22 protein-coding genes and 2 tRNA genes are annotated in these 26,911 nt (G+C 41.1%); 9 read left to right on the top strand and 15 right to left on the bottom strand.

Annotation, left to right across the window (positions count from 1 at the left end; translation table 11 throughout):
- Window positions 1-2: 2 nt before the first annotated feature.
- The 4 genes from BN8908_RS15990 (at window position 3) to BN8908_RS15975 (ending at window position 5,330) form a co-directional block, all read left to right on the top strand.
- Window positions 3-941, top strand: coding sequence for a PorV/PorQ family protein (locus tag BN8908_RS15990; RefSeq protein WP_161945887.1), 939 nt, complete (start codon window positions 3-5; stop codon window positions 939-941).
- A gap of 200 nt (window positions 942-1,141) precedes the next feature.
- The gene (locus BN8908_RS15985; RefSeq protein ID WP_021988004.1) at window positions 1,142-2,377 is read left to right on the top strand and encodes an ROK family transcriptional regulator; all 1,236 of its coding nucleotides are present in this window, start codon (window positions 1,142-1,144) and stop codon (window positions 2,375-2,377) included.
- A gap of 59 nt (window positions 2,378-2,436) precedes the next feature.
- Window positions 2,437-4,374: a glucosamine-6-phosphate deaminase gene (gene nagB / locus BN8908_RS15980; RefSeq protein ID WP_068691606.1), complete on the top strand. Its 1,938-nt coding sequence runs from the start codon at window positions 2,437-2,439 to the stop codon at window positions 4,372-4,374.
- A 65-nt stretch (window positions 4,375-4,439) separates the two neighbouring features.
- Window positions 4,440-5,330: a sugar phosphate nucleotidyltransferase gene (locus BN8908_RS15975; RefSeq protein ID WP_021988002.1), complete on the top strand. Its 891-nt coding sequence runs from the start codon at window positions 4,440-4,442 to the stop codon at window positions 5,328-5,330.
- A 66-nt stretch (window positions 5,331-5,396) separates the two neighbouring features.
- On the opposite strand, the gene BN8908_RS15970 is transcribed toward BN8908_RS15975, so the two are convergent.
- The 3 genes from BN8908_RS15970 to BN8908_RS15960 all read right to left on the bottom strand — a co-directional run bounded on the left by BN8908_RS15970 (window position 5,397) and on the right by BN8908_RS15960 (window position 8,648).
- Window positions 5,397-5,744, bottom strand: a complete 348-nt coding sequence (locus BN8908_RS15970; protein WP_021988001.1) for a heavy-metal-associated domain-containing protein — start codon at window positions 5,742-5,744, stop codon at window positions 5,397-5,399.
- Window positions 5,745-5,775: 31 nt separating this feature from the next.
- A complete protein-coding gene (locus BN8908_RS15965; RefSeq protein ID WP_068691604.1) occupies window positions 5,776-8,046 on the bottom strand; it encodes a TonB-dependent receptor in 2,271 nt (756 codons plus the stop codon).
- A 137-nt stretch (window positions 8,047-8,183) separates the two neighbouring features.
- Window positions 8,184-8,648 carry a hypothetical protein gene (locus BN8908_RS15960; protein WP_068691602.1) on the bottom strand — a complete coding sequence of 155 codons (465 nt, stop codon included), beginning with the start codon at window positions 8,646-8,648 and terminating at the stop codon, window positions 8,184-8,186.
- A gap of 221 nt (window positions 8,649-8,869) precedes the next feature.
- Between BN8908_RS15960 and BN8908_RS15955 the strand changes: the two genes are divergently transcribed.
- The 3 genes from BN8908_RS15955 to BN8908_RS15945 all read left to right on the top strand — a co-directional run bounded on the left by BN8908_RS15955 (window position 8,870) and on the right by BN8908_RS15945 (window position 12,544).
- Complete coding sequence (locus BN8908_RS15955) at window positions 8,870-10,027, top strand: TlpA disulfide reductase family protein (protein WP_068692376.1); 1,158 nt, start codon at window positions 8,870-8,872, stop codon at window positions 10,025-10,027.
- Window positions 10,028-10,068: 41 nt separating this feature from the next.
- Window positions 10,069-10,851 carry a UDP-2,3-diacylglucosamine diphosphatase gene (locus BN8908_RS15950; RefSeq protein ID WP_068691600.1) on the top strand — a complete coding sequence of 261 codons (783 nt, stop codon included), beginning with the start codon at window positions 10,069-10,071 and terminating at the stop codon, window positions 10,849-10,851.
- 136 nt (window positions 10,852-10,987) lie between these two features.
- Window positions 10,988-12,544 (top strand): YifB family Mg chelatase-like AAA ATPase, encoded by a 1,557-nt coding sequence (locus tag BN8908_RS15945; RefSeq protein ID WP_068691599.1) that lies wholly within the window; start codon window positions 10,988-10,990, stop codon window positions 12,542-12,544.
- Here the strand turns inward: BN8908_RS15945 and BN8908_RS15940 are convergent.
- The 8 genes from BN8908_RS15940 to BN8908_RS15905 all read right to left on the bottom strand — a co-directional run bounded on the left by BN8908_RS15940 (window position 12,530) and on the right by BN8908_RS15905 (window position 17,510).
- Entirely contained in the window at window positions 12,530-13,207 is a 678-nt protein-coding gene (locus tag BN8908_RS15940; protein WP_021987995.1) for an inorganic pyrophosphatase, read from the bottom strand. The two genes, BN8908_RS15945 and BN8908_RS15940, sit on opposite strands and share 15 nt — an antisense overlap.
- A 66-nt stretch (window positions 13,208-13,273) precedes the next feature.
- On the bottom strand, window positions 13,274-14,221 hold the full coding sequence (locus BN8908_RS15935) for a hydrogen peroxide-inducible genes activator (RefSeq protein ID WP_068691597.1): 948 nt from the start codon (window positions 14,219-14,221) through the stop codon (window positions 13,274-13,276).
- 60 nt (window positions 14,222-14,281) lie between these two features.
- Window positions 14,282-15,436, bottom strand: a complete 1,155-nt coding sequence (gene dnaJ, locus BN8908_RS15930) for a molecular chaperone DnaJ (RefSeq protein ID WP_068691595.1) — start codon at window positions 15,434-15,436, stop codon at window positions 14,282-14,284.
- 69 nt (window positions 15,437-15,505) lie between these two features.
- On the bottom strand, window positions 15,506-16,078 hold the full coding sequence (locus BN8908_RS15925; RefSeq protein WP_082989344.1) for a nucleotide exchange factor GrpE: 573 nt from the start codon (window positions 16,076-16,078) through the stop codon (window positions 15,506-15,508).
- A 108-nt stretch (window positions 16,079-16,186) separates the two neighbouring features.
- A complete protein-coding gene (radC, locus tag BN8908_RS15920; RefSeq protein ID WP_068691593.1) occupies window positions 16,187-16,930 on the bottom strand; it encodes a RadC family protein in 744 nt (247 codons plus the stop codon).
- Window positions 16,931-17,060: 130 nt separating this feature from the next.
- Entirely contained in the window at window positions 17,061-17,312 is a 252-nt protein-coding gene (rpsT, locus tag BN8908_RS15915; RefSeq protein ID WP_021987990.1) for a 30S ribosomal protein S20, read from the bottom strand.
- Between the two features lie 34 nt (window positions 17,313-17,346).
- Window positions 17,347-17,418 (bottom strand) — tRNA-Glu (locus BN8908_RS15910).
- Between the two features lie 20 nt (window positions 17,419-17,438).
- A tRNA-Glu gene (locus BN8908_RS15905) sits at window positions 17,439-17,510 on the bottom strand.
- A gap of 216 nt (window positions 17,511-17,726) precedes the next feature.
- Between BN8908_RS15905 and rsmI the strand changes: the two genes are divergently transcribed.
- Window positions 17,727-18,428, top strand: a complete 702-nt coding sequence (gene rsmI, locus BN8908_RS15900) for a 16S rRNA (cytidine(1402)-2'-O)-methyltransferase (RefSeq protein ID WP_068691589.1) — start codon at window positions 17,727-17,729, stop codon at window positions 18,426-18,428.
- 166 nt (window positions 18,429-18,594) lie between these two features.
- Here rsmI and BN8908_RS15895 read toward each other — a convergent pair whose 3' ends face one another.
- On the bottom strand, window positions 18,595-20,172 hold the full coding sequence (locus tag BN8908_RS15895; protein ID WP_068691587.1) for a hypothetical protein: 1,578 nt from the start codon (window positions 20,170-20,172) through the stop codon (window positions 18,595-18,597).
- 75 nt (window positions 20,173-20,247) lie between these two features.
- On the bottom strand, window positions 20,248-22,971 hold the full coding sequence (locus BN8908_RS15890) for a WD40 repeat domain-containing protein (protein ID WP_068691585.1): 2,724 nt from the start codon (window positions 22,969-22,971) through the stop codon (window positions 20,248-20,250).
- A 242-nt stretch (window positions 22,972-23,213) separates the two neighbouring features.
- Between BN8908_RS15890 and hydE the strand changes: the two genes are divergently transcribed.
- Window positions 23,214-24,302: a [FeFe] hydrogenase H-cluster radical SAM maturase HydE gene (hydE, locus tag BN8908_RS15885; protein WP_262361139.1), complete on the top strand. Its 1,089-nt coding sequence runs from the start codon at window positions 23,214-23,216 to the stop codon at window positions 24,300-24,302.
- Between the two features lie 96 nt (window positions 24,303-24,398).
- On the opposite strand, the gene BN8908_RS15880 is transcribed toward hydE, so the two are convergent.
- Entirely contained in the window at window positions 24,399-25,055 is a 657-nt protein-coding gene (locus tag BN8908_RS15880; protein WP_068691580.1) for a LysE family translocator, read from the bottom strand.
- 20 nt (window positions 25,056-25,075) lie between these two features.
- Window positions 25,076-26,875: a lysophospholipid acyltransferase family protein gene (locus tag BN8908_RS15875; RefSeq protein ID WP_021987984.1), complete on the bottom strand. Its 1,800-nt coding sequence runs from the start codon at window positions 26,873-26,875 to the stop codon at window positions 25,076-25,078.
- Window positions 26,876-26,911 lie beyond the last annotated feature (36 nt).

The following is a 26,911-nucleotide window of genomic DNA, read 5'->3' as shown; positions in this document are numbered from 1 at the left end:
TGATGAAAAGAACAAATATATTATTGGCCCTGCTTTTGTGCTCTTTCTTTGGGGCACAGGGCCAGAGCGCCTCATTTCTGAATATCAATCCCGATGTCCGTTCTGCGGGTATGGGAGACGGTGGTGTAGCTCTCGGAAGCAATGCTTTTTCTTTGTATCTCAATCCTTCGGCTACGGTTTTCGGGGATTCGAAGGGGGCTGTGGCTTATTCGTATCTGCCGTGGCAGCGGGAGCTGACAGACGGCAGTAATCTGCATACCCTTTCGGGATATTACCGTCTGGGGAACAAAAGCGGTCTTTTGGCCGGGTTCCGTTATTTTACGCACGGCGATATCGTCGTAACGGACGGTGAGGGCAATACTTCGGGGAGCTTTACCCCGAAAGAATTTTCGATAGACCTGGGTTATGCTTACCGGCTTTGTGACCGTTGGTCTGTTTCGGCCGTGCTTCATTACATCAGTTCGGATCTGGGGGACTTCTCCGGAGCGAAGAAGGGTTCTGCCTTTGCAGCGGATCTGGGTGCGATGTATCATGCGCCGTCGTGGAATGCGGGCCTTTCCGTAACGAACCTGGGTTCAAAGATCGATTACGGTTACGACAGCTATGAGCTTCCGGCCAGCCTGAAAGCGGGCGGGGCTTACTGGCATACCTTTTCTGACCGGCACCGTCTGACGGGTCATGCGGAGCTGGCTTACCGTCTGATGCCTTCCGATTACAGCGGCGTGAATGTTGGTCTTGGGGCCGAATACCTTTACAACGATCTGATAGCGGTGCGCGGGGGTTATCACATCGGGGACGATAAGAAGACAGGGCCCAGTTACGCCACTCTGGGTTGCGGTCTGATGTACCGCGGAGCAGAAGTGAACTTTGCTTACTGGCTGGCAGGCAGTGATTCGCCGGTGAAGGGAACGTTCTGTCTCTCTGCCGGATGGAGCTTTTAAACGAATAGATATCCTGTAATAAAAGAAACCGTCTGACTTTATCAGACGGTTTTTTACATTCCATACAACCCTCTATCTATCAGACAACAAAGAACATGTAGCAATAAATTTTAAAACGATTGTAAAATATTTATCCTCTTTAATAATTTTTTTATTAAGTTTTTTTACTTTTGTAATGGAAATTTGGAAAATAAACAGAAATGCAACTAACTAACAAAAACTCGTTACCAGGTTTAAAAGAAAAAAGATACCAACAAAAAAAGGATATCATTGGTTTCCTTTATAAAATGGGCGAATTATCTAAACCTGAAATATGCAGATTAACGAATATGACCACTCCTACAATCAGTAGGATTATCGAAGAGTTAATCGAGGAAGGCTGGGTCACAGACAGGGGGCAAGGCATGTCTATCGGAGGAAAAAGACCCCATATATTTTCCTTAAATCCGGATGCGGCATACATTATGGGAGTCGATGTAGGACGGGAACATTTGAAAATAGCGATCTTTAATTTACGCAAAGAAATTATCGGAGAAATCAAAGTATACCATTCTATTTTGGAAGAAGGTAGAACAAATGAAGAAAATCTTCAATATATCAAAGACAAGATATATTTAACTTTAAGCGAATTAAATATTCCTTACAACAAGATAAAGGTAGCAGGATTCGCTATTCCCGGACTTATTGATAGTGATGGAAATGCTTTCACTTACTTTGTTTACGAAGATACGAACATAAAGAAAGTGCTTGAAAAAATGTTAGGTATGCCGGTATTTATCGACAATGACTCTAAGACAATGGCATTGGCAGAGCACACATTTGGTGTTGCCAAAGGCATTCCGGATGCTTTATGTATCAGCGTAAACGAATGTATCGGTTTGGGAATGATTCTCAACTCACAGCCCTATACCGGTTATAAAGGTATGGCCGGAGAATTCGGACATATCCGGATTTCCGGGCTTAACGGACAGTGCTATTGCGGTAAAGCCGGTTGTCTGGAAACCGTCGCTTCAGGGCGGGCTATTGTAAAAAGTGCCAATGAAGCAATTAAAAAAGGAGTAAAAACCTCTGTCCAAACCCTGGCAGGAGATAATGAAATTACGTTAAGTATAATCATAAAAGCGGCGAAACAAGATGATATTTTTGCAATCGATCTTTTACAAAAAGCCGGTGAAAAAATCGGGGAAGGTATTTCCACATTAATCCATTTATTTAATCCGCAGGTATTGGTTATCGGAGGTGAAATTGCCGATTCCGGCGACCTTATCATCGCTCCTATACAGCAAATTCTCAACAAATATACACTTACCCGCTTAAAAAATCAATGTGAAATAAAATTGAGTGACTTAAATTCTCATTCCACCATTATGGGAACTTTGATGGTCGTTATGAAAAATTTATATTACGATTCTGAAAGCAACTTTTCCTTATACTAACCGGGATTGTTTGGTTTCCGTAAACGTTTTGAAATTAATTGATAAAAAATATATACGCTATGTTAATGACAACTTATATCGCCAAAGGCGAAGGGGCTGACAGGTTTGAAAAAATACCTGTACAAATATACGAAGCTCCGGCAACTGCTGTTAAGGCTGTTGCTAAAGAGATTGCAGAACTGATTCGCAAGAAGGCTGCAAAAAGTGAAAAGTGTGTATTAGGTTTAGCTACAGGCTCATCTCCCATCAAACTATATGATGAACTGATCCGGATGCATAAAGAAGAAGGTTTGTCTTTTAAAAATGTAATCACTTTCAATCTGGATGAATATTATCCGATGGCGAAAGAATCACAACAGAGCTACCATTATTTCATGCACCATCATTTATTTGATCACATCGACATCGATCCGAAAAATATTCACATTCCGGATGGTACTCTTAAATCGGATAAGGTTGAAGGATTCTGTAAAGAATACGACAAGCAGATTGATGAAGCAGGAGGTATAGATATTCAGGTATTAGGAATCGGCCGTACAGGACATATCGGCTTTAACGAACCGGGTTCCTTACTGACGTCCAAAACCCGGATGGTATATTTGAACGACATCACCATTAATGATGCAGCCGGAGATTTCGGAGGTAAAGATAAAGTTCCGACCCGGGCAATCACTATGGGAGTCGGTATCATTATGAAAGCCAAAAGAATTGTTTTACTGGCATGGGGAGAGAAAAAAGCATCTATTATACAAGAAACAGTAGAAGGCAGTATCAGTGACAAGGTTCCTGCCACATTCCTGCAAACCCACCCGAACGTACAATTTTTTATCGACGACAAAGCCGCAGAAGAATTGACGAGAGCCAATCATCCCTGGTTGGTAAGCAAAGTAGAGTGGAACGATAAACTGATCCGCAAAGCTGTTATCTGGTTGTGTCAGAAAGTCAATAAGCCCATCCTGAAAATTGAAAACAAGGACTATATGGACTACGGCATGAGCGATCTGATCAAAACTTTCGGTTCTGCCAATAAAGTAAATATCCAAGTTTTCAATGACCTGCAACATACAATTACCGGATGGCCGGGAGGAAAACCGAATGCAGATGACTCTACCCGTCCGGAAAGGGCAAATCCATATCCGAAACGGGTGTTGATTTTCAGTCCGCATCCGGACGATGACGTTATTTCCATGGGAGGTACCTTTGCCCGTCTGGTAGAGCAAGGCCATGATGTACATGTAGCTTATGAAACATCCGGAAATATTGCCGTTTTGGATGATTATATCTATCAGCAAATGGATATTGCGGCATCGTTCACCCGTTTGGTCGGCGGAGATACAAAAACCATGGATGCTGCTTTTGAAAAAGTAAAACAGATTATTGCCAACCGGAAGCCGGAAGATGACGAACCGGCAGAACTCCTTCCCTTTAAAGGAGCTCTTCGCCGTGCAGAGGCCCGTGGAGCAGACCGTTACCTGGGTATTCCCGAGAATCATGTACATTTCTTAAATTTACCGTTTTATGAAACCGGTTCTGTAAAAAAGAATCCGTTAGGACAAGCAGATGTCGATATTATTGTCAAATTATTACGTGAAGTAAAACCACATCAGATATACGCAGCCGGAGACTTAGCCGACCCACACGGAACACATGGCGTTTGCCTGGATGCCATTTTACGGGCTTACGATGTTGTATGCAACGATGAATGGTTTAAAGACTGTTACACCTGGTGGTATCGCGGAGCCTGGATGGAATGGGAAATCGAAAAAGTAGATATGGCAGTACCCATCAGTCCGTCGGAACTTTCCATCAAACGGAAATCCATTTACAAGCACGGCTCACAAAATAACGGTCCAGCATTCCCCGGAGACGACCCACGGGAATTCTGGCAAAGAGCAGAGGACCGCAATCGCAATACGGCAAATATATACAATAAATTAGGTATGGCAGAATACGAAGCCATGGAAGTATTTGCCCGTTATATTCACAAGAAAAAATAATTTAAGCACAGGCTTGAAGTAAACGATTCGACGACTTCAAGCCTGTATCTTTAAATACATCTGATATGAAAAATAAAACTACACTTTTAATCATGGCCGCAGGCATGGGGTCACGTTTCGGAAGCTTGAAGCAAATTACTCCGTTGGGGCCTCACAAGAAAGCATTATTACATTATACCATTTACGATGCTGTTCATGCCGGATTTGACAAGATTGTATTTATCATTCGTGAGAGTTTTGCAGAAGAGTTCAAAAACTTCGTAGGAAAATATGCTGAAAATCTGGTAGAAACCGTTTATTGTTATCAGGATATGAATAAGCTTCCCGGTGGCATGCCTCCCATTGACAGAGAGAAACCCTGGGGAACGGCTCATGCGATCTGGTGTGCCAAAGACGCCATTAACGAGCCATTCGCAGCATTGAACGCTGACGATTTTTACGGAAGCGATGCTTTTATCAAAGCGCATGACTTTTTAGCCAATAATCAGGACCCGAAAGAATTCTGCCTGATCGGTTATCGTCTGGCTTCAACTCTATCAGAAAACGGTACCGTTTCCAGAGGTGTATGTGAAGTAGATAAAGACCGATTTTTGACAGCTGTTACAGAATGTACGAAGATCGGAACACAAGCCGACGGTACGATTAAAGATGAAGCGTTAGGTAAAGTACTGCATGCAGATGATGTTGTATCTATGAATTTCTGGGGCTTTACACCAACTGTTTTCGCAGAGATCGAAAAACAATTCGTAGATTTCTATCCGTTAAACAAAGACAACCTGAAATCAGAATTTTATATTCCGAAAGTGGTGGATCAAATGTTAAAGGAAAAAGCCGCTAAGGTTAAAGTAATCCCAACGGATGCAAAATGGTTCGGCGTAACTTACAAAGAAGATACCCCGGGAGTTAATGCAGCATTGGCCGCTTTTGATAAAGAAGGTAAATACCTGGATTTATAATATCCGAATGCTAAAAATAATGCCCGTATCGTTTCCGGTACGGGCATTTCCATTTAATCTATATTATTACTTTTTCCCGTCTTTCTTCTTCCCATCAGTAGCTGCTTTTGAAGGTTCGTCGATCGTCTGACTTCCTGTCACTTTAAATCCGAGTTTCTCAATCGCTTTCTGGATACCTTCTGTTGTATTTTTATCTCCTCTGAAGGTCACTTTCACCGTCTTGGCTTCCAGGTTGACATCCAGATCTTTTACTCCTTTTTCATAAGGGATATTCTTCTCCACTTTTGCTTTACAAGTGGCACAATGTAAATCCACCTGATACAAAACAGTTTTAACTTCTTTTTTCTCAGCTTTCACTGTCGAGGCAAGTCCTAAAACCATTGCCATTACTAAAAATAATTTAAACGCTTTCATAGTTTATTGTATTAATGTTATAAATAGAGTTTCAATCTCTGTCAAAACCGAACCGCAGTCCGACATAAAACTTACGACCGTGGATAGGTCCCCAAATCCGGGACGCATCAAAATCAACACTCCAGGGTGCATCTGCTGCAATTATGGGATGCTTTTGGGTAAAGTCTCCTATATTTTCACAACCGGCATAAATACTCCATTTCCGGAAAAATTTCGTTACCTGAGCATTCATAAGCTGAAACGATTCAAATTGCTGATTGCCTCCAGGCAAACGTCCCGGTCCATTAAATTGTGTCGTAAAGTCAAACTGCCATTTTTTCATATTTGTATAATAAGACAAATTGATCAAGCCTTTATAACGGCTCTGTAACGGAGTCCGGACACGACGCAATCCTTCCGGTGCAGAATAAGTTATCCTGGCATCATTGTAGCGATATGCTCCCATAATATCGAACCGGGGAATCAATTCATACCGAATTTCTACCTGATAACAATTGGAATAGGAATCGCCGTCCAGATTGTAAAAATTTATCATTCCCGGCCTGGTTTCATTGTCGGCAACGACCTGATGTGAAAAATCCGTACGATAATAATCCAGATTTATATTCAGCAACCTATCAAAAAGTAAAAACTTCCGATTTAACAAAACGCCGAAATTCCAGGCCTCTTCCATATCCAAATTCTTTAATGCTCCGGGACGACCGGACAGCAATTGTCCGGCTACATTCACAGACCGGCCGGATGCTAATAAATAAGCATTTTCAGCCAGGACGGCTGCATACCGCCGTCCTTTTCCACCGGAAAACTTCAAGGTCGTCATTTCATCCGGCATATAAGCTATATGAAAACGGGGCGTCACAAAACCTCCGGCCAGATTGTGATAATCATAACGTAAACCGGCCATCAATGTCAGTTTGGTCCAAAATGTACCGGTATACTGGAAAAATACACCTCCTACCCGTTCTTCCCTTTGGGGATTCACAGGTGTATTTTTTACCAATCCGTTCTCGGTACGCTTGTAATCACCGAATATCTCATCGTAATTATCATAATTGAAGGAAGCTCCTGCGGAGAATTTCTGATTCGGATTGTTACCGAAAATCGACTGATAAATATAATTCATAAACAACGAACGTTGTCTGGCATCGTATTCATAGCCACCATAATAAGATTCCTGGTCATGATCCGTATAATTGACAAGCAAGGCCATACTGGTATTTTCATATTGCGGCATTAAATAGCCGACTTTTAAAAAACCTTCATACCGGCGGGTGTTTATACTAATGCCGTATAAATTTCCCTCTCCGATTTGATGCCGCATTTCTTCCCGGAACCCTTTTTGTCCTCCCAAACGATTCTCATCCAAAAATTTACCTCCGAATTGAACAAACCAGGCGTCTGTTTTATAAGCCCAACGGTTCATTAGATTATACTGTGCTTTTTTCGGCATATCCAGGAAACCGTTATGATGCATGCTATGTTCTTTTTCCATCCAGTCTCCGTGTACTAAAAGCGCTGTACTCCATTTGTCATTCAGATGAATACTTCCATTCATATTGAATTCGAACATTTCCTCGTCGCTGCCGTACAAGTTCACATAAAATTTCTCACTGCCCTGGGGTTTTTTATAATCGACACTGATCTGTCCGGCTATGGCTTCATAGCCATTCGTCACAGAACCGACACCTTTCGACACAGAAATAGCACTCATCCAAGGACCGGGCACATAGTTCAAACCATAGAGTACAGACACCCCCCTGAAATTAGGCATATTTTCCGTCATCATCTGCACATATTTCCCATTCAGGCCCAGCAATTGTATCTGTTTGGCACCGGTAACGGCATCCGCATAAGAAACATCAACCGAGGCATTGGTTGTAAAACTTTCTCCCAGATTACAGCAAGCAGCCTTACACAATTCCTCGCCTGTAATCACTTGTTCTATAACAGGACTCTTCGTATTCATGATCGTCGTCTGTCCCCTTTTGAAGACTTTTGCTTCGTCTAATTGATGTCCTGCTTTCAAGACCACTTCTATATAGTGATCTTTCTCCCCTATTTCTAAAGTATCCGAAGCATAACCGACAAAACTAATGATCAACCGTCCGTTCGGTCTTTTCTCTATTGCAAAATTTCCATCCACGTCCGTCGCAACTCCTCCCGGGATTCCAAGCCAATATACATTCGCTCCGGGTAAACCGACATTTCCGTCTTTACCGGCTTCCAATACACGCCCTTTCAGTTGTTGTGCAGACAATGTCCCGGCTAACCACCAGCACAACACAAAAAAAATATATTTCATTTCATTCGAAAATTTAAAGATTAACTATTTGAAAATTCCCCCATTTTCAAATAAACAGACCATGCAAATGTCTCTGACGGACACAGCATATCCTTTTCCGGGCCACACCCGGATTCAACCGTACAAAATGAAATAAATCAACAAAGATAGGTACACAACCACTCCAAAGGAGGAGCTTTAGAAGAAACAATATTCCGATGGTCCGGCATAAAAACGGTAAGAATATCGAAATGCAGGACCTGAAACTCAGTATCTTCAGGCAAAACCGCGACAAAATGGATATCCAGAACAGGTTCTGTCTGAAAAACATCGGTTATTTTATAAAATACATGATCGCAAGCCGAATGGCTATGTGCCTGTTTTTTATGACAGGCGCAACAGCCCTCTACGCTCTTGTTTTTGCAACATTTATCAATGGCCGTGCAGTCTCCCTGCCGGCAAACGTCACAATAACATTTGCCCGGCTGCGGAAAAGTATTGACCAAAATATATTCATGTCCACAAGGCGTACAATAGAAACGACAAACATTCACCCCTGTCAAAGCTACAGCAAGGATGAACAAGACAAAGAAATTCAATATTTTGGCCATTTTCTTTCTCATCTATTGCAAAAATATCTTTTAATTCGCAATTCGCAAAATTTATAGAAAAAATCAAATAAATTTCAATAGAATCATTTGATTAAAATCACAAATCTAAAGCCCGAATGAAAGAATATTTCTCCTATTTTTTTAACTTTGCGCATCGGGATATCCATTCGGGGAAAAATAAGTTACATCAATCCGGAATGATTCTCTGTAAACAGCAAATAAATAATACCGTCATGATTAAACATATTTTCGGAGCCGCTATTGTCATCTTTCTGCTCGCTTCCTGTCAAAGCCACAATGTTGAAATTAAAGGTACGATTAAAGAAGCGGATAAGCAAAAAGTTTATCTGGAACAACTGAATGTCGATAAAACCGTTGTTTCCGATTCGGCCAAAACGAATCGAAAGGGTGAGTTTTCTTTTAAAATCAATGTTACCGAACCGACTTTTTACAACATACGTGTCGGTCAGAAAGAACATATCACATTATTGGCTGAACCCGACAAAAAAATCGAATTAAGCGGTACTTACAATAATTTGAGTAATAATTATTGGGTAGAAGGTTCGGAAGGTTCCCAATGGATAAAATTATTAAATTTTCAATTGAACAGGACCCAAAGGGCTTTGGATTCTTTGAGAAAAATTTATGAAGCTCTTCCTGACGAAAAGGCTAACTTAGCTCAACGTACTGCCATTGCCGCAGAATGGGACTCTGTATTTATGAAGCAATTCCGTTTCTCTAAGGATTTTATCATCAAACATGCTGTTTCTCCGGCATCCTATTACGCATTGTATCAAACAATAGGCAAAGACAATTTTATTCTTACTCCGGAAAACGATCTACAATCCTACAAAATCGTAGCTTCGTCTATGATGGCTATGTATCCGGAATCGCAATACACAAAAGCATTGCTTGCCCATTATGAACAAATCAAAAAGAATATTCAAGCGATGAAAATGCGGGAACTGATTGTAAATTCTGAAAATGATTTACCGGCCATTGATTTACCGGATATCAACGGTACCAATATTTCACTCAAATCATTAAAGGGCAAGTTTATTATACTTGATTTCATTGTATTGGGGACTCCGGAAAGTCAGGCTCATATCAACGAATTAAAAACCATCTACAACAAATATCGCAACAAAGGCGTAGAAATCTATCAGGTTTGCCTGGATCAGAACCAACTCCTTTGGGAAGAATACGTACGTTTATACGATATCAAATGGAAATGTGTCCGGGACCCGCAGGCTCTGAAGAGTTACGTCGCTTCGATCTGGAATGTCCAGAGTATTCCGGCCAATTACATTATCGACCCTAAATTCGATATTGTCGGGAAAAATTTATACGGGCAACGTTTAAGCGACAGATTACAGGATGTCTTAAAATAAATACAGGGTTCCATCCGGCGGCACCTTAATTATTCCGTACCATGAGGTTAGACAAATCGACAATTCAGACTGACGGGAAAAAGATTTACTTTGTCTCGGATGCTCATTTGGGAGCCTCTGCCTTAAACAATAACCGGGAAAGGGAGAAACGCCTGATCGATTGGCTGGAGTCGATAAAAAACGAGTGCGGAACTCTATTTTTACTAGGTGATATTTTTGATTTCTGGTTCGAATATAAACGGGTTGTACCTAAAGGTTTCGTCCGGTTTCTGGCGAAAATCTGCGAATTCACGGATGGAGGCATACCTGTACATTTTTTCACAGGCAATCATGATGTTTGGGTTTTCGATTATTTAACCCAGGAATGTGGTGTAATTGTTCATACCCACGACGAAATATTTGAAATTGACGGTAAAAAATTCTATATCGGCCACGGAGACGGATTGGACCCGAAGGACAAAGGTTACCTTTTTATCCGAAAAATTTTCCACAATCGTTTTTTACAAAAATGTTTCCGTCTCATCCACCCCGATTGGGGAATTGCGCTCGCCCATAAATGGTCATCCCATTCCCGTCTGAAAGGCAACGGGAAGGTCGAAGCAGACAAATACCGGGGAGCCGAACAAGAAGATATCGAACTATTTGCCCGCCAACAATTACAAAAAGAGCATTACGACTATTTTATCTTTGGTCACCGTCATTTACCATTGGACATATCTCTCGGCGGTAACAGCCATTATATCAATACCGGCGACTGGATTACCTGGTACAGTTATGCCGTATTCGACGGAGAAAAAGTCGTATTAATTTCAAATCAAGCCTAAAAGCCCGCCCGGCCCTGAAGAACCGCGATTTCAGATCAGAAGAAAAATCATCATTTCAGCTATTGACAGCACCTATCCCTTGATTTTCTTCTAAAAAAGTGTTAACTTATTCTCGCGTAAATACAATTTCAGGCCTATGTTAGTTAAAATTTTCGGAGGAGCCATTAATGGTATCGAAGCGACTACCATTACAATCGAGGTAAATATTCTCTGGGGGGCAAAATTCATCATTGTCGGCCTTCCTGATAATGCTGTAAAAGAAAGCCAGCAAAGGGTAGATTCAGCCTTACGTGAAATCGGGTCCCGTATACCGGGTAAGCGTATCATTGTAAATATGGCTCCCGCCGACGTAAAAAAAGAAGGTTCTGCCTATGATCTTCCCCTGGCTATCGGCATTTTAGCTGCTAATGAAGAAATACCGACAGAGGGTTTGGAGCAGTTTGTCATCATGGGAGAATTGTCATTGGACGGAACACTTCTTCCGGTAAAAGGAGTACTTCCGATTAGCATCAATGCCCAGACGGCCGGTTTTACAAATATGATCGTGCCTTACGAAAATGCCAATGAGGCATCTGTTGTAAAAGGATTAAAAGTCTACGGGTTCCATCATCTCCGGGAAGTGATCTCATTCCTCAACGGAAAGGACAAAGGCATCCCTTTTATTTTCGATCCCGCACAAACAAATATCGGCGATACAGAACTGACAGCCTGCGATTTCAAAGACGTCAAGGGACAGGAAAACGTAAAACGTGCCATGGAAATAGCAGCAGCAGGAGGTCACAATATGCTTATGATAGGGCCTCCCGGAAGCGGAAAAACAATGCTGGCACGCAGACTTCCCGGTATTTTACCGCCGATGACGACAGAAGAATCTCTGGAAACGACCAAAATACATTCGGTTGCCGGTAAGTTAAAACGCAACAGCGCTCTTATTTCTACACGTCCGTTCCGGTCGCCTCATCATACTATTTCGGACATTGCCTTGATCGGTGGCGGCTCTTTTCCACGTCCGGGAGAAATTTCTCTGGCTTGTAACGGAGTGCTTTTTCTTGATGAACTTCCGGAATTCAAAAGATCTGCGCTCGAGGTGATGAGACAGCCGCTGGAAGACCGGAAGATCAGTGTCAGCCGGGCAAAATTCAGCGTAGAATATCCGGCTAATTTCATGCTGATAGCTTCCATGAATCCATGTCCATGCGGTTATTATACACATCCGACAAAAGAATGTAGCTGTACCGGTCAAACCATTCAACGTTATTTATCGAAGATTTCCGGGCCTTTACTCGACCGTATCGACATACACATTGAGGTCATTCCTGTCGAACTGGAAAAGATCACAGGCACACAGCAAGGCGAACCGACAAAAGACATCCGGGAGCGTGTTATCCGGGCACGTAATATTCAAAACGAACGCTTCAGTCCCTACCCGGGTATTCATAGCAATGCACAGATGAACTCTGCCTTATTGAGAAAATTCTGTCCTTTAGATACGCAATGTATTTCACTTTTAAAAATAGCAATGCAAAAATTCGGATTATCGGCAAGAGCTTATGACCGGATTATTAAATTGTCCCGCACCATTGCCGATCTGGCCGGTACGGGACAAATTACCCCCCATCACATTGCAGAAGCCATCCAATACCGGTGTCTTGACCGCGAAGCTTGGGGAAGCCGGATATCATACCCGACTTAAGATATCTTCCAACCCTTCAAAATGGTTTTTGTAATCTTCCAAACTACGGCGAATGACTTCATGGGCTTCTTCTTTTCCGTATACCCCTACGATCTCAACTTTTTTCTGTCCGTCTTCACCCGGCATATCCTTATAAGTAAGGAAGTAATGTTTCAAACGGTCAACCACAACGTGGGGTAATTCGCTGATATCGTTGTAACCGTGATACGTAGCATCGTGCCTCAATACCGCAATAATTTTGTCGTCTGCCTCATTACCGTCAAGCATACGGAAACCTCCGATAGGTCTTACCCGGGCGATAATATCGCCATGAGCGATCGTTCTTTCAGTCAAGACACAAATATCCAACGGATCGCTGTCTCCGATAATCTCGGTACGGTTCGTTTGTTGCATACAGTATTCTGCCACTAAATCCCCGCAATAACTTTGCGGAATAAAACCGTATAAAGCCGGCACAACATTCGAATATTTTTGCGGACGATCGATTTTTATATATCCGCTTACCTTATCCAATTCATACTTCACGGTATCCGTCGGCACCATCTCAATAAAAGCTGTCAATACTTCCGGAGCATCCTCTCCTACCTCCAAACCATGCCACGGATGAGACTTATATCTCAAACCCATTAATCTGGCTATCGGGTCATTAATTTTATTTCCCATAATTTAAACAATTAAGCCGGGAGTTATCTCCCGGACTTTATAAGACAAAAATATTATAAATGACAATCAATGATTTTTCCATTCTACGATACGTCCTCTCTCTTTATTCAGCATTTGAGGAGGTATGACAGAACAGATTTCTTCACTCAACAAATCAATAAGTTTATGTTTGATATAATAACGGGAGTAAATGACACTGACTTCCCGTAACGGAACATTTTCCTCAAATCTCCTTATTTGTTGCCGATGTTCTTCACTCATATATTGCAAAGCCAATTCAGGTATAAGTGTAAAACCACCCTCCTTGTCTACAATTTTCATCAAGGTTTCCAAGGAATTACTTTCGAAATCAAAAGGCAGGTTACGGTGTTGAAAATTTTTCATCTCACACAAATTGACAACCTGGTCCCGGAAGCAATGTCCATCCCCCAGCATCCATATATCCGGTGTTGCGATATCTCTGACGTTCACCTTATTTTTTTTCAATAAAGAGTGCCCCGGACTGGCATATACGAGCATCTCCTCATAAAAAACAGGCCGCTCGACAATTTTTTCATCGTGGTAAGGTGTGACAAAAAGTCCGACATCTATCGTATCTTGCTTCAGGCTACGGATGATATCTTCCGAAACCATTTCTTCCACTTCAATCCGAACCGCAGGATATTTCCGGATATAGTCTCCGATAAACAACGGAAGCAGGTAAGGCGCCAAGGTCGGTATGATTCCGATTTTCAGCGAACCTGCAACTTCTGCTTTATCCTCCGCTATAATTTCGGACAGACGACCGGCAGCAGCCAATACGACACGGGCCTGAGCGATCAAACGCGAACCTATATCCGTGGGCACAACCGGCTGGCGGGATCTATCGAATAATATCACACCCAGATCATCTTCCATTTTTTTAATCTGCATACTCAAAGTAGGCTGTGTCACAAAACACTTTTCTGCAGCTGTTGCGAAATGGCGATAATCATCGACGGCAACGACATATTCCAATTGGGTAAGGGTAACCACTTTATATTTATTTTAAGAAAATTTATTCTCTACCTTTCATTTTGGCCTTACGAACGTTTTCTATTCAAAAAAATCCTTCACTTTCTTGAAAAATCCGGTTTTGTTATCCGTTTTACCGGGCCTAAAAACCTCATAATCTTTCAATTTTTCCACGATTTTCTTATCTTCTTTCGAAAGCGTTTTAGGAATCCACACATTCACTTTTACCAACAAATCTCCTTTTCCGTATCCGTTTACATCCGGTAATCCCTTTCCTCTCAAACGAAGAATTTTCCCGGGTTGTGTTCCCGGCTCGACCTTCACTTTTACTTTACCTTCAAGGGTCGGTATTTCTGCAGAATCACCAAGGACAGCCTCTGGAAAGCTCACAAAAACATTATACAAAAGGTCATTGCCATCCCTAACCAACTGCAGATGCTCCTGCTCTTCAATCAGGACAATCAGATCTCCATTGATTCCTCCCCGGCGGGCGGCATTTCCCTGACCACTCAAAGACAACTGCATCCCTTCTGCAACGCCGGCAGGAATATTCAATTGAATCACCTCTTCAGACAACTGCACTCCTTCTCCGTTACAATGAGAACATTTCTCTTTGATAATCTTACCTTCTCCTTCACAAGCCGGACAAGTCGATGTTGTCTGCATCTGTCCCAGAATCGTATTCTGCACCCGGGTCACCTGCCCGCTACCGTTACAAGTCGAACAAGTCGTATAGGAGGTACCGTCTTTTGCGCCGCTACCGTGGCAATGTGAACAAGCGACATATTTCTTCACTTTGATTTTCTTTTCTACCCCGGTAGCAATCTCTTCCAGCGTCAATTTGACTTTTACACGCAAGTTAGACCCCCGGTTCACCCGACGAGCACGTCCTCCGCCACCGCCAAAGCCACTGAAACCGCCAAAGCCGCCAAAATTTCCGAAGATATCACCGAAATGAGAGAATATGTCCTCCATGCTCATTCCTCCGCCAAAGCCACCAGCTCCACCGCCAACTCCGGCATGACCATACTGGTCGTATCTCCTGCGTTTATCGTCATTACTCAATACATCATAAGCCTCTGCTGCTTCTTTAAATTTTTCTTCCGCTTCCTTATCCCCGGGATTCTTATCAGGATGATATTGTAATGCCAGTTTCCGATATGCTTTTTTAATCTCAGTAGCGCTTGCACTTCTCGATACACCCAACACTTCGTAGTAATCTCTTTTTTCAGCCATCTTTTAGATTATATTAAAGTTTACGTCTATAGCAGAAGCTATAAACGTAAATTAAAAAATTCAATTCCGTTATTCGCCAACCACCACTTTGGCAAATCGCATTACTTTATCATTCAATTTATATCCTTTCTGAATGCAATCGACAACTTTTCCTTTCAAATCCGGTGTCGGTGCAGGGATCTTGGTCACGGCCTCATGTTCGTCCGTATTGAATACGTTATTTTGGCAGTCGATTTCTTTCACACCATTCCGGCCCAAAAAGTCCTTAAAACCGGCATAAATCAATTTGATACCCTCCCGGATTGCATCGATATCATCCGATTGCTCCATACTTGCCAATGCTCTTTCCAAATTATCCACAACGGGCAATATGTCCGACAATATTTTTTCGCCTGCATTTTTCGTAAGTTCCATTTTTTCTTTCAACGTCCGTTTCCGGTAGTTATCGAACTCTGCAGATAGCCGTAAATATTTATCATTCGCAACCGCAAGCTGTTGTTCCAACTCTTCTGTTTTCACATCTTCTTCTGCAACATTCTCATGTTCAGAATTTTTACATTTTCCAGACTGATCTGTAGTCTCGGATTTACTTTCGGCTTTTGTTTTGGTTTCTTTTGCCTTCTTCTCTTTTTCTTCCGCCATATCTTTATAATTTTGATTATTATTTCTCATTGACAATAACAAAATTAAGCAAAATCTTTGCCAATACAAAAAGCTGCCAGATTGTCGCAATCGATCTGACAGCTTTTCTCAATCCTTTTCAATTTTTTTATCCTTTTTTATCTTCACTTCCGGCAAATGAATCAAATTTTCATCAACAAAACTAAAATAAGAACTCCCTCCGACAATCAGATGATCATAAAGCACAACATCCAACAATTTCCCTGCTTCCCGGATTTTAGCCGTCATCATTTTATCATATTCACTGGGACAGAGCGAACCGCTCGGATGGTTATGGACAATGATAATCGCATTGGATTTCATCTCCAAAGCCTTTCTGAAAAGAATCCGGACATCAATCACCGTTCCGGTCATTCCTCCGGAAGATAATCGTTCACTCCTCAATATCCGGTTGGAACGATTTAAATAGATCACCCAAAACTCTTCATGATCCAAATCTTTCAAAACAGGCGAAATATAATTAAAAACCTCAATACTGGAGCAAAGGGATTGCGTTACATCCACAGCAGCCATCGCCCTTCTTCGACCGACTTCCATCGCAACTACGATAGCGGCAGCTTTAGCTACCCCCACCCCTTTATACTTCGTTCTCAAATCCCTCACACTCATACGAGCCAAAACATTCAAATCGTTATGGCAGTCCTCCAGTATACGGCGCGCCAGATCTAACGCAGATTCCCCCACCCGTCCGGCCCGAAGCAGGACGGCCAGCAACTCATACGTCGACAGAGCCGCAATGCCTTCTTTCTGCAATTTTTCTCTCGGCCTGTTCTCTTTTGACCATGATTTTATCGGGATATATTGTCTATCCATAACACCACGAATTTGGATAAACAAGTTACAACTTTTCCATGAAACAAAAAAGAGTGCAATGATATACCCCTAAAAAGAACTAGAGAGTGTCTTGAGGACACTCTCTTCATATCTGAATTTGAAGAAGTTCTTACAATTTGTTGACGTGTAAAGCCAGCTTAGATTTTATATTGGATGCTTTATTGTCATGAATAACATTTTTCTTAGCCAATTTATCCAACATAGATGAAACTTTCGGCAACAACTCTACAGCCACAGCTTTTTCAGTTGTATTACGCAATTTTTTCACCGCATTTCTGGTTGTTTTTGCATAATAACGATTACTAGCATTCTTCGTCGCAGTTTGTCTGATTCTTTTTTCTGATGATTGATGATTTGCCATCTCTTCAAATATATAATATTCAACTTCTTTTGTGTAGTCCGTACGGGAATCGAACCCGTGTTACAAGAATGAAAATCTTGCGTACTAACCCCTATACGAACGGACCGTATGTGTTCTTTTTTCTTGTAGTCCGTACGGGAATCGAACCCGTGTTACAAGAATGAAAATCTTGCGTACTAACCCCTATACGAACGGACCATTATTTGCTTTAGCGGATGCAAATATACGACATTTTTATTTCACACCAAAAAATAGCTATTTTTTTTTAGAAAAACACCTGCATATCATCTTCAAAATATTGTATAAAAGACATTTAGCAAGAAGAAGTATTTTTTTACTTTACAATTATTGATAAATAAACTATCTTTGAAAGCACAAATAACACGCCTTTAAAAAAGAATAAAACACCGTAAAATGGGGAAATTATATTTAATCCCGACTCCGGTCGGTAATTTGGAAGACATGACTTTAAGAGCCATCCGTCTGTTAAAAGAGGTAAATCTTATCCTGGCCGAAGATACCCGGACAACATCGACATTGTTAAAACATTACGATATAAATACACCTTTGCAATCTCATCATAAGTTCAATGAACATCAGCAGGTCGAAAGAATTGCCGAACGCCTGGAGAAAGGAGAAAATATAGCTTTGGTAAGCGATGCCGGCACGCCGGGGATTTCCGATCCGGGGTTTTTACTAACCCGGACCTGTATTGAACACGGCATCGAAACAGAATGTCTGCCGGGTGCGACAGCCTTTGTTCCGGCCCTTGTCAATTCGGGCTTTCCTTGTGACCGTTTCTGTTTCGAAGGTTTTCTACCACAGAAAAAAGGACGTATTAAAAGATTGACTGCTCTTACCGAAGAAAGCAGGACACTGATTTTCTATGAATCGCCCTATCGTCTTATAAAAGCACTCGAACAGATGGGAGAAATTTTCGGTACAAACCGGATGGCCTGTGTTGCCCGGGAAATCAGCAAAAAATTCGAAGAATTTAAAAGGGGTACATTTACCGAATTAATCGAATATTTTACGGAAAAAGGTGTTAAAGGTGAAATTGTCATCCTTGTAGAAGGCAAAAAGAGACATGATGACGAAGATTTTGAGGAGGAATAAATAAGTTCTAATTGCAGACATTTTCCCGCAAATCGGACGGATTTCTATCCAAAATCGTAAATCTACAATTAAAATCCAGAGTTATTTACCATCGAAGCAATAAAAATAAAAGGAACTGCCTTTTCGGAAGCAGTTCCTTTTTATTTATAATAATTCACCGAATCAGTTATAGCTTATCTCCGTCAACCCGGACTTCAAGTATCAGATTCAATTTTATGGTAGCATCCGGTTTTATCTGAACAGGGACATCACCATTATTACTCGTCGCAGCCTTTACCTGTATTACGATATACTTCATACCATCGATATGACTGATGTTATCCGGAGTCAAACGAATCAGGTTATTACTTTCTGCTACCGTCACCTCCCCATTGTTTCCCACCACCGGAGCATCGATAAACCGATCGACTTTTACAGAATCCATACATGCATGATTTGCATCCAGCAACAAAAGATTTCCGTCCTTCAACTCAAGCGGCACACCGTTTTCTGCTTTTATCCGTATGGCAGCTTCCAATATCTTATCCGACAATTTCTCGTTCAGATCAACGTCAATAGTATCGTTAAATACCAGGTTTTTCGCTTTCAAATCCAAAGGGATCTCAATATAAGCGTCTACATTAGCATTCCCATCTCCCAAAACAACAACCTTTCCATTCCCGGGGTTGATGGTAATCGCTCCTCCGTATGTAATTTTATCCTTAGGAGGCAAAGAAAGTACATCATTGATATTGGAATTGCTTTTATCGTATCCCAGTGTTTCTTTATGGGCTTCGTTACCGTTATTCCAACCGGAAAATACCAGCGGATCGCCTGCAAATTCTTTTACTTTCCCATCACCATAGGCTGTAAATGCCATATTCACGGACATGGGTACTTTAAGTCCGTAATTTGTAACCGTCATTTCGATTTTAGCATCATTAAAACCGAATTCACCATTGAAGTTATTCCAGAAATCGATATCCAAATTAAATTCTCCCGGATCAATATCAATTACCCGGGGATCAATACCCCCTTCCAAGCGGGTAAAACGAACATCTTTCAATTCAAAAGCAAGTAACAAATCTCCTGCATTCGCAATAGTCTGACCACCGTCGACACTTATCAACACATTCCATTTGATTTTATTTGCCTGCGCCGCCATGTCAAAAACCACCTCATCCAACTCCCACTCTCCCGTCTTTCCGTCAAGCCCAACAATAAAATCCTGTACGACAGGAGCACCGTCTGTTTTCACATTTTCCAATGTAAGCTTTACCCGATATGTAAAACCCATTGCCGGCAACACATAGGAGCAAATTACATTTCCCTCTATCCGGTCTATTGTTCCATCCTCAAATTCTATATTTTCCTCCTGATATCCGGATTCCGGAAACCGGATATCAATTCCCTCGTCCGGAATAACAACACCGCCAGGGATACTACCCATTGGCACCCGGGCAGTTAAAGTCGCTACCGTTTCAGGCAAATCGATTACTTTTTTGACATCAAAAGTATAGATACTGTCTTCCTGATAACGAATAACAATCTTGTCTTCTTTCAGTACAATATTCGCATCGGGATCGTTCTGTTCGACCAGTCCCCATACAGTATATGTTGCGGAGGCCACCGGCAGGGCAAAGCTGGGCTTCCAATTCTTAATTTCTTCTATATTACCGAATTTCAAAAGTTCTTCATCCCCACAAGCACCGAAAAGAAGACTACATACAACGATTACACCACAAAGATTTTTCAAAGATTTCATTTCAAATTCCTTTTTATGCTAAGATGCAAAAATATGTTAAAAGAAACAAATATGCAAATATTTACAAGAATATTATCACCGCTGTACTTTGTATTTAATCAAGCTTCCGTTATCAACACCGGCAAAAAGATAGAAATTGCCGTTATCGGCAAAAATGATGGAAAAAGGAGAATCTCCGTTAATCGGAAAACCCTCTGACATCCCGGATTTCAAATTCAGTAACATCATCTGACTCTTTACTTTATCAAGCAAACCGATTCGGACATCGGCTCCTGAAAATCGATACACATAAGGGAAATCCAATCCTGCCGCATCCAATTCTTTCTCATAAAGACATTTTCCATTCAAATCGTAAACACTCAAACGATTACCGGAAGTAAATATAAAAACATCAGAACCGGCATTTATATCAGCGACATTGAAATGGAAACCGGACGCAGGACCGATGCAATTTACCTTTTCTACTTTTCCCTGAAAGTCGACAATATTTACAGCCCCGTCTTTTCCGGCAAATGCCAACACCATTTTACCGTTTCTACGTGTCAGGTAAAGCTCTGTATTTTCCCACAAGTCAAATACATTGGATATTTTTATCCGCTCCTTCCCTTTTCTATCCTGTATATACAAGCGGTATTGATCGGCATACACGATATAATCCTTATCCCCGATTCTATAATGATTCACCCGGGTAACGATATCCTTATCCGTCTTCCCACTTTTCCAATCTTTAATCAATTGCCCCCGAATGTCATACAAATATACCCGCCGGTCCGCACAAGGGACAAATATCCGGTAATTTTTATTTTTATCATAATCGTACAACGCCATTCCTGCTTTAGTATCAGCTTTCAGTGTTACCGGGAAATTGCCAACATATTCACCGTTACGATCCACCAAATGTAACCGGGAGGGCGTCGAAAACAGATATTGCAATTTCCCGTTACAGAAAGCATCGACCTGAACAACATCACTATTTATCGATTCTCCCAGTGCCAAACGCCACAAAACCCGTCCGGCATCATTCAACAAATAGACATCGTTGTTTTCATCCTGTACAAAAATCTCTCTTTCTCCGGTTACATGATTGGTCACCGGCACCGGCTTCATACTTATCCTTGCGCCCAATTTTGTTTGCCAAAGGAGATGCGGTTGTTTACGATCTTTGCTCTTTTCGGTACTCAGAAACGATGTATTATACAAAATTCCTCCCTCATTTGACCATTGCATAGCCAAAGCCGTAAACACCGACAATGCCTCTTCCCGTGATTGCATATATTGCTTCCAATCTTTCTTAACAACAGCTTTATAATAAGGCATCATCATTTCTGTATTTGCAAAATAAGCCAGATTATATTTAGCCGACAATTTGATTTTGATTTTCTTAAACCAATCGGTATCCCGGATAAAATTGCGATGTACATAGCTTCGGATAAAATCTCCGATTACTTTCTCTGAGGAACCGAATATCAGGTAATTGTCCTGTATCAATACATATTTAGCCGGTATTCCTTCGAAAAGATATCCCCAGAAAACAGCAGGCATATCTTCTTCCGGACAAGTGTAATACGTAAATGACTGTTCCCGGTCTACAGCATATTTATGTACATAACGATCCGGATGCACATTTGTCAGGCGAGCGTGGTTTCCGATTATTTTCTCGATCCACGTCTTGCACAAACCGCCGGATTTCAACTCTGCAATCACAATGCCCTCGTTCCTGCTCTCTCTTTCATTAAATGCCATATTGACAAGTACGAATTCGCCTTGCAAAAGCTCTTTCAACTCAGTCTCATAATCTTTCCCCAACAATTTCGTATATTCCTGCTTCCGTTTGCGAATTTGTTCTATTAAACCCGCATTGTACCGGTAATTGTCCAAGGCCGTGAGGTAAGCCTTAAAATCACTTAAATTCAATACAAAAAACGACGCTACATCTGCAGGAATTATTGCATCTATACCCGCTTCCCCCGGCTTTTGCCCTTCCAGCGTCTTCATAAAAGAAGCTTCCAGGCCGGCATAATCCATAAAACCATTCAGACCGATTCCATCTTCCTGCAATTCACCGTCCAAAGCTCCCCATCTAAAGCATGAAGCGATATCCAGGTGCGGAAATAATTTTTTCGTCTGTATAAACATCGGCAACAAATCGGCGAAACAAGAGGCATTCAGAAATACATTCAAACCGGCTGAAGCCGAAAAATACTTATTGATTTGCTGAAATTGTGCCTGTTGCTCAATCCCTTCACTCTTTTGCTCGAATTGTTTTAATGCATCCTCTATATACAATTCAGAATCAGATAATAAGACCATACCTTCTTCTACAGCATAAAAAATCTCTTCTTTTTCAGCCTGCAAACTGTATATTTTATAACGATCATATTTCCGGAATGTCCCTGCACTTTTTCCAAAATTCTTTTGCAAAAAATCGACGATATCACTTCCGGAAAGAACATTTTTATTATCCATGACAAACAAAGACACCAACTTATCTTTGCCTTCGGTTCTGAGGGCCATAACTTTAGATGTGGAAGAAATCAAATCACTGTTGTTCAATGCATAAGCAGCCTTGTACAGCAATAATTTTTCCAATTCCTGTATATCGGAAGCAAAAGCTGTCTTAATTTTGGATGACAGAGCAACTCCCGGGTTGATATTTATCACTAACGCGGAATTGCAAGGGATGAATGAATCTTTGCTGTTATTTTGCAATTCGCCACGCTTATTAATATACCAAAGGGCATAAACAATCACGCCCCCGAACAATATTGCAAGTAACACCAACCAAAACCCCTTCTTCATAAATAGTACGTATTTAAACAGCAAATTTAAAAAATTATCGGGAAAAACAGAAGTAAAGAAGGGATATCCTGATAATCAACTACGGGACTTCGAAGATTTTTAGTAATATTGCAGCGTTACGAAAAAGCGAATGGGCACTCAAAGATAAAATAAAGCCTGATCAAAGGTATATGCAAGTAATTGTTCAAAATCAACTACATATTTCAATACTTTAAGCATCTGTACTCTAAAAGCCCACGAAAATATCAAATAAGTCAACAGACTTACAAATTAAAACCGACATGGATCAAAAAGAACTTTTACATTTATTGACCTGCCAGGGAGAAGAGGAGCAACAACTATATACCCGTGCCGCAGCACAACGCAATCAGGCTATCGGCAACGGAGTACACCTCAGAGGGTTAATCGAAATATCGAATATTTGCCGGAAAAACTGTTTATATTGCGGTATCCGCCACTCTAACCCGAATGTAAACCGATACGAACTAACCGATGAAGAAATTCTGGAGGCAGCCCGTTTCGCCTGGCAACACAATTACGGTTCAGTCGTTTTGCAAGGCGGGGAACGAACGGACAAAACCTATGTCAACCGGATCACCCGGCTCTTACAAGAAATAAAACGTCTCAGCAATAATCAACTCGGCATCACGCTTTCTCTGGGAGAACAAGATAAAGCTACCTACCAACGTTGGTTCGAAGCAGGAGCGCATCGTTATCTCTTACGTATCGAAACATCCAACTCTCAACTTTACCGTAAAATCCATCCGGCAGATTCTTTACACGATTTTGCTACCCGCCTCCAATGCCTCGAATATTTGCAGGAATGCGGCTACCAAACCGGAAGCGGTGTAATGATCGGACTTCCTTTCCAAACAACAGAAGATCTGGTCAATGATTTATTATTTTTAAAGTCTATCGATATCGACATGGTCGGAATGGGACCTTATCTGGAACATCAAGACACACCGCTTTATTCAAGCCGGGAAGTTCTACTACCGATATCAGAGCGATTACGCCTTAGCTTACACATGGTCGCTGCTTTAAGACTTATGATTCCGGATATAAATATCGCTGCAACAACGGCCTTACAAGCCATCGACTCTCTGGGCAGAGAAAAGGCTTTAGCTGCGGGAGCCAACGTTATCATGCCCAATATAACCCCGGAAAGCAACCGGAAAAATTACAAGCTCTATTCCAACAAACCGTTTTCGGATGAAGGTGCAGAAGAAATATTACGGCAACTGATTGAAAGTTGTGCTTCTTACGGATGCCGTGTTAATCTCGGCGAATGGGGAGATTCAAGACACTGGCATACTAAAAACCGGAAATAATTATAATATAACCGGCTGTTTTTATTGTAAATCATCTGACAAACCGATGCGTTGTCAGACTTATTTATGGTAAAGCTGTAAATCAAAAGCCGATGATCAAGTAGCAGGCAACATAGAGCGGAAAGGTTCGAACGCAGCAAGAATAACCAAACCGCCTAATATCGTAATAATAATTCCGGAAACCCGGTTAATTGTAACCAATACTCTCAATTTAAACTTTTTCCGGAAAATATTTACGATTGTGGAAAGTGTATACCACCAGGCACTTCCTCCTAACAATACACCGATCAGCAACATGATCTCTGTTGAAAAGGTCGGCGTTTCTCCCAATACAGATGTTCCTGCAAAAACAGCCATAAAAACGACTACTGTAACCGGATTTGATACGGTTAAAAAGAACAGGGACAAAAAATCTCCCAACAATCCTTTTTTCGTTACTCTACGACGGGCTTTTATCTGTTTCAGAGGATTGGCAAAATAGATATTCAATCCCATAATAAGCAAAAATATCCCCCCTACAATCTGCAGAATTACTTCATGAGTTTTGATTGTATTAATCACAAACCCCAAGCCAAAAGCAGCGACGGTCGCATAAAAAAGATCTGCACAAGCAGCTCCCATTCCGGCGATAAAACCCGATAAGGCCCCCTTGTGTAATGTTTTCTGAATAATCAAGACACCCATAGGACCCAACGGAACCGAAACCATCAGTCCAATCAGCATCCCTCTGAAAATATATACGACATCATACATACGGTCCTAATTTTAACTCATTATAATTCTACATTATCGGATGAAAAACGACTTAAAATCGTATCATCATTTATCTCTTTCGATAAAGATTCAATCGTATTCATCGGTACGTCGAACAAATCCAAAATCAATAAGCCATCTAAACACATATTAAATTTCGGATCGATATTAAAACCGACAATACGGGCATTCAGCGAAATATATTTCTTTAACAAAATCGGTAATTTATCGCTGGAAGGCTCTATATCGCCGATCATCTTATCCAAAACGGTGATATTGTTCTGAGAAGCATCCAACATAACATCCACATCCGGATCCTTTGTCTCCACCCGGTATTTACAACGAGGAGAGATATAGCGTGCCAATTCATTGTTATAATGATTCCGGATAATAAATTTCATGATCAATTCTTTCGAAACGTCCGTATATTTCCCACTAATTGTTACAGGACCTATTAAGTAACGGTATTCCGGATTTTTAATCAGAAAATATAAAATTCCTTTCCATAACAAAAACAAAGGTAAGGGTCTACGCTGATAGTCTTCAACAATAAACGAACGTCCTAATTCTATCGACTCGTATAATACCGGTAACATCGCTTTTTTTATTTTAAAAAGCGTATTGATATAAAATCCTTTAATTCCATAACGATCGATAATTTCTTTGCCTTTACCCACCCGGTAAGCACCGACAATTTTATCCGCATCATTATCCCATATAAACAAATGAAAATAATAAAGATCAAACTCATCCAGATCGATACTCCGGTTTGTACCCTCTCCCACTGCGCGGAAAGTAACTTCCCGAAGACGTCCTATTTCGTTTAAGATATTGGGGATTTTTATCGAAGGCGCACAATATACACTATAATTTTTCATATTGAACAGAAGATAATCTTCTGCAATATCCTGTATTTCCTTTTTCAGTACAGCGACTTCCGCAGCAACAGCTATCGGCTCCGCTTTCGGTTCCGCTTTCGGAGACTTCAAGAAAAAATCTTTCACTTCCAAAGAAGAACCCAACAAATAGGTTTTAGCCCGCAAAAATTTACCGTATTGTACAATATCCGTAAAAGAATTCTGGGTTTCCACAGTAATCGGATTTCCGATTCTCAATTTTATAATCCGATTCTTTTTATTCAGCAACTCAGAAGGCAGCTTCACAGTTCTCAACATGGGATGAATCAAGCCCAGCATATGGAACAGCAAACTGTTAGAGCCTTTAAAATAAATAGGGATAACGGGTACATTCGCCTTCTTTATCAGTTTCAATACGGAAGGCCCCCATTCTTTATCTTCAACATTATTTGAATCAGCCTGATAGGCAGACACTTCTCCGGCAGGAAACAAACCCAAAGGTTTTCCTTCTGACAGGTGCCGCAAGGCTTCCTTTATTCCTCCGGTACTCGATATACTCTTGCGATTTTCAAAAGGATTAACCCCCAAAAAGTAATCTTTAATCGGTACTATTTTCTTTAATAAGAAATTAGCCATCACTTTATAATCCGGCCGTACCTTACTCAACAATTTAATCAGAATAATACCGTCAAGCCCACCGAAAGGATGATTGGAAATTGTAATAAAGGCTCCGTCTGCAGGTATTTTCTGAAAATCTTCTTCATTAATTTCAATCGTTACCCCCAGAGCCTCAATCAACCGATCCAGAAATGCATTCGGATCTTCATCATATACATCTGAATATAACTTATTTATTTTATTCAACCGCATGATGTACATTACCATGCGAGCGACTAAACTTCCCCCGAACCGGTTCAACCCATCAGATGCCTTCAATAAATCACTCGTTTCAATTAAATTCATAGCATTGTTCTTAATGTCTCCATACCCGACCGATCC

This window comes from Culturomica massiliensis, from assembly GCF_900091655.1.
Classification (GTDB): domain Bacteria; phylum Bacteroidota; class Bacteroidia; order Bacteroidales; family Marinifilaceae; genus Culturomica; species Culturomica massiliensis.
Note: the sequence above shows the minus strand (reverse complement) of the source record. Positions and strands in the feature narration are given on the sequence as shown.

Bases quoted from the DNA above. Each gene is read 5' to 3' on its own strand.
- BN8908_RS15990 (WP_161945887.1), top strand. From the start codon at position 3: ATGAAAAGAACAAATATATTATTGGCCCTGCTTTTGTGCTCTTTCTTT.
- BN8908_RS15985 (WP_021988004.1), top strand. From the start codon at position 1,142: ATGCAACTAACTAACAAAAACTCGTTACCAGGTTTAAAAGAAAAAAGA.
- nagB (WP_068691606.1), top strand. From the start codon at position 2,437: ATGTTAATGACAACTTATATCGCCAAAGGCGAAGGGGCTGACAGGTTT.
- BN8908_RS15975 (WP_021988002.1), top strand. From the start codon at position 4,440: ATGAAAAATAAAACTACACTTTTAATCATGGCCGCAGGCATGGGGTCA.
- BN8908_RS15970 (WP_021988001.1), bottom strand. From the start codon at position 5,744: ATGAAAGCGTTTAAATTATTTTTAGTAATGGCAATGGTTTTAGGACTT.
- BN8908_RS15965 (WP_068691604.1), bottom strand. From the start codon at position 8,046: ATGAAATATATTTTTTTTGTGTTGTGCTGGTGGTTAGCCGGGACATTG.
- BN8908_RS15960 (WP_068691602.1), bottom strand. From the start codon at position 8,648: ATGAGAAAGAAAATGGCCAAAATATTGAATTTCTTTGTCTTGTTCATC.
- BN8908_RS15955 (WP_068692376.1), top strand. From the start codon at position 8,870: ATGATTAAACATATTTTCGGAGCCGCTATTGTCATCTTTCTGCTCGCT.
- BN8908_RS15950 (WP_068691600.1), top strand. From the start codon at position 10,069: ATGAGGTTAGACAAATCGACAATTCAGACTGACGGGAAAAAGATTTAC.
- BN8908_RS15945 (WP_068691599.1), top strand. From the start codon at position 10,988: ATGTTAGTTAAAATTTTCGGAGGAGCCATTAATGGTATCGAAGCGACT.
- BN8908_RS15940 (WP_021987995.1), bottom strand. From the start codon at position 13,207: ATGGGAAATAAAATTAATGACCCGATAGCCAGATTAATGGGTTTGAGA.
- dnaJ (WP_068691595.1), bottom strand. From the start codon at position 15,436: ATGGCTGAAAAAAGAGATTACTACGAAGTGTTGGGTGTATCGAGAAGT.
- BN8908_RS15925 (WP_082989344.1), bottom strand. From the start codon at position 16,078: ATGGCGGAAGAAAAAGAGAAGAAGGCAAAAGAAACCAAAACAAAAGCC.
- radC (WP_068691593.1), bottom strand. From the start codon at position 16,930: ATGGATAGACAATATATCCCGATAAAATCATGGTCAAAAGAGAACAGG.
- rpsT (WP_021987990.1), bottom strand. From the start codon at position 17,312: ATGGCAAATCATCAATCATCAGAAAAAAGAATCAGACAAACTGCGACG.
- rsmI (WP_068691589.1), top strand. From the start codon at position 17,727: ATGGGGAAATTATATTTAATCCCGACTCCGGTCGGTAATTTGGAAGAC.
- BN8908_RS15895 (WP_068691587.1), bottom strand. From the start codon at position 20,172: ATGAAATCTTTGAAAAATCTTTGTGGTGTAATCGTTGTATGTAGTCTT.
- BN8908_RS15890 (WP_068691585.1), bottom strand. From the start codon at position 22,971: ATGAAGAAGGGGTTTTGGTTGGTGTTACTTGCAATATTGTTCGGGGGC.
- BN8908_RS15880 (WP_068691580.1), bottom strand. From the start codon at position 25,055: ATGTATGATGTCGTATATATTTTCAGAGGGATGCTGATTGGACTGATG.
- BN8908_RS15875 (WP_021987984.1), bottom strand. From the start codon at position 26,875: ATGAATTTAATTGAAACGAGTGATTTATTGAAGGCATCTGATGGGTTG.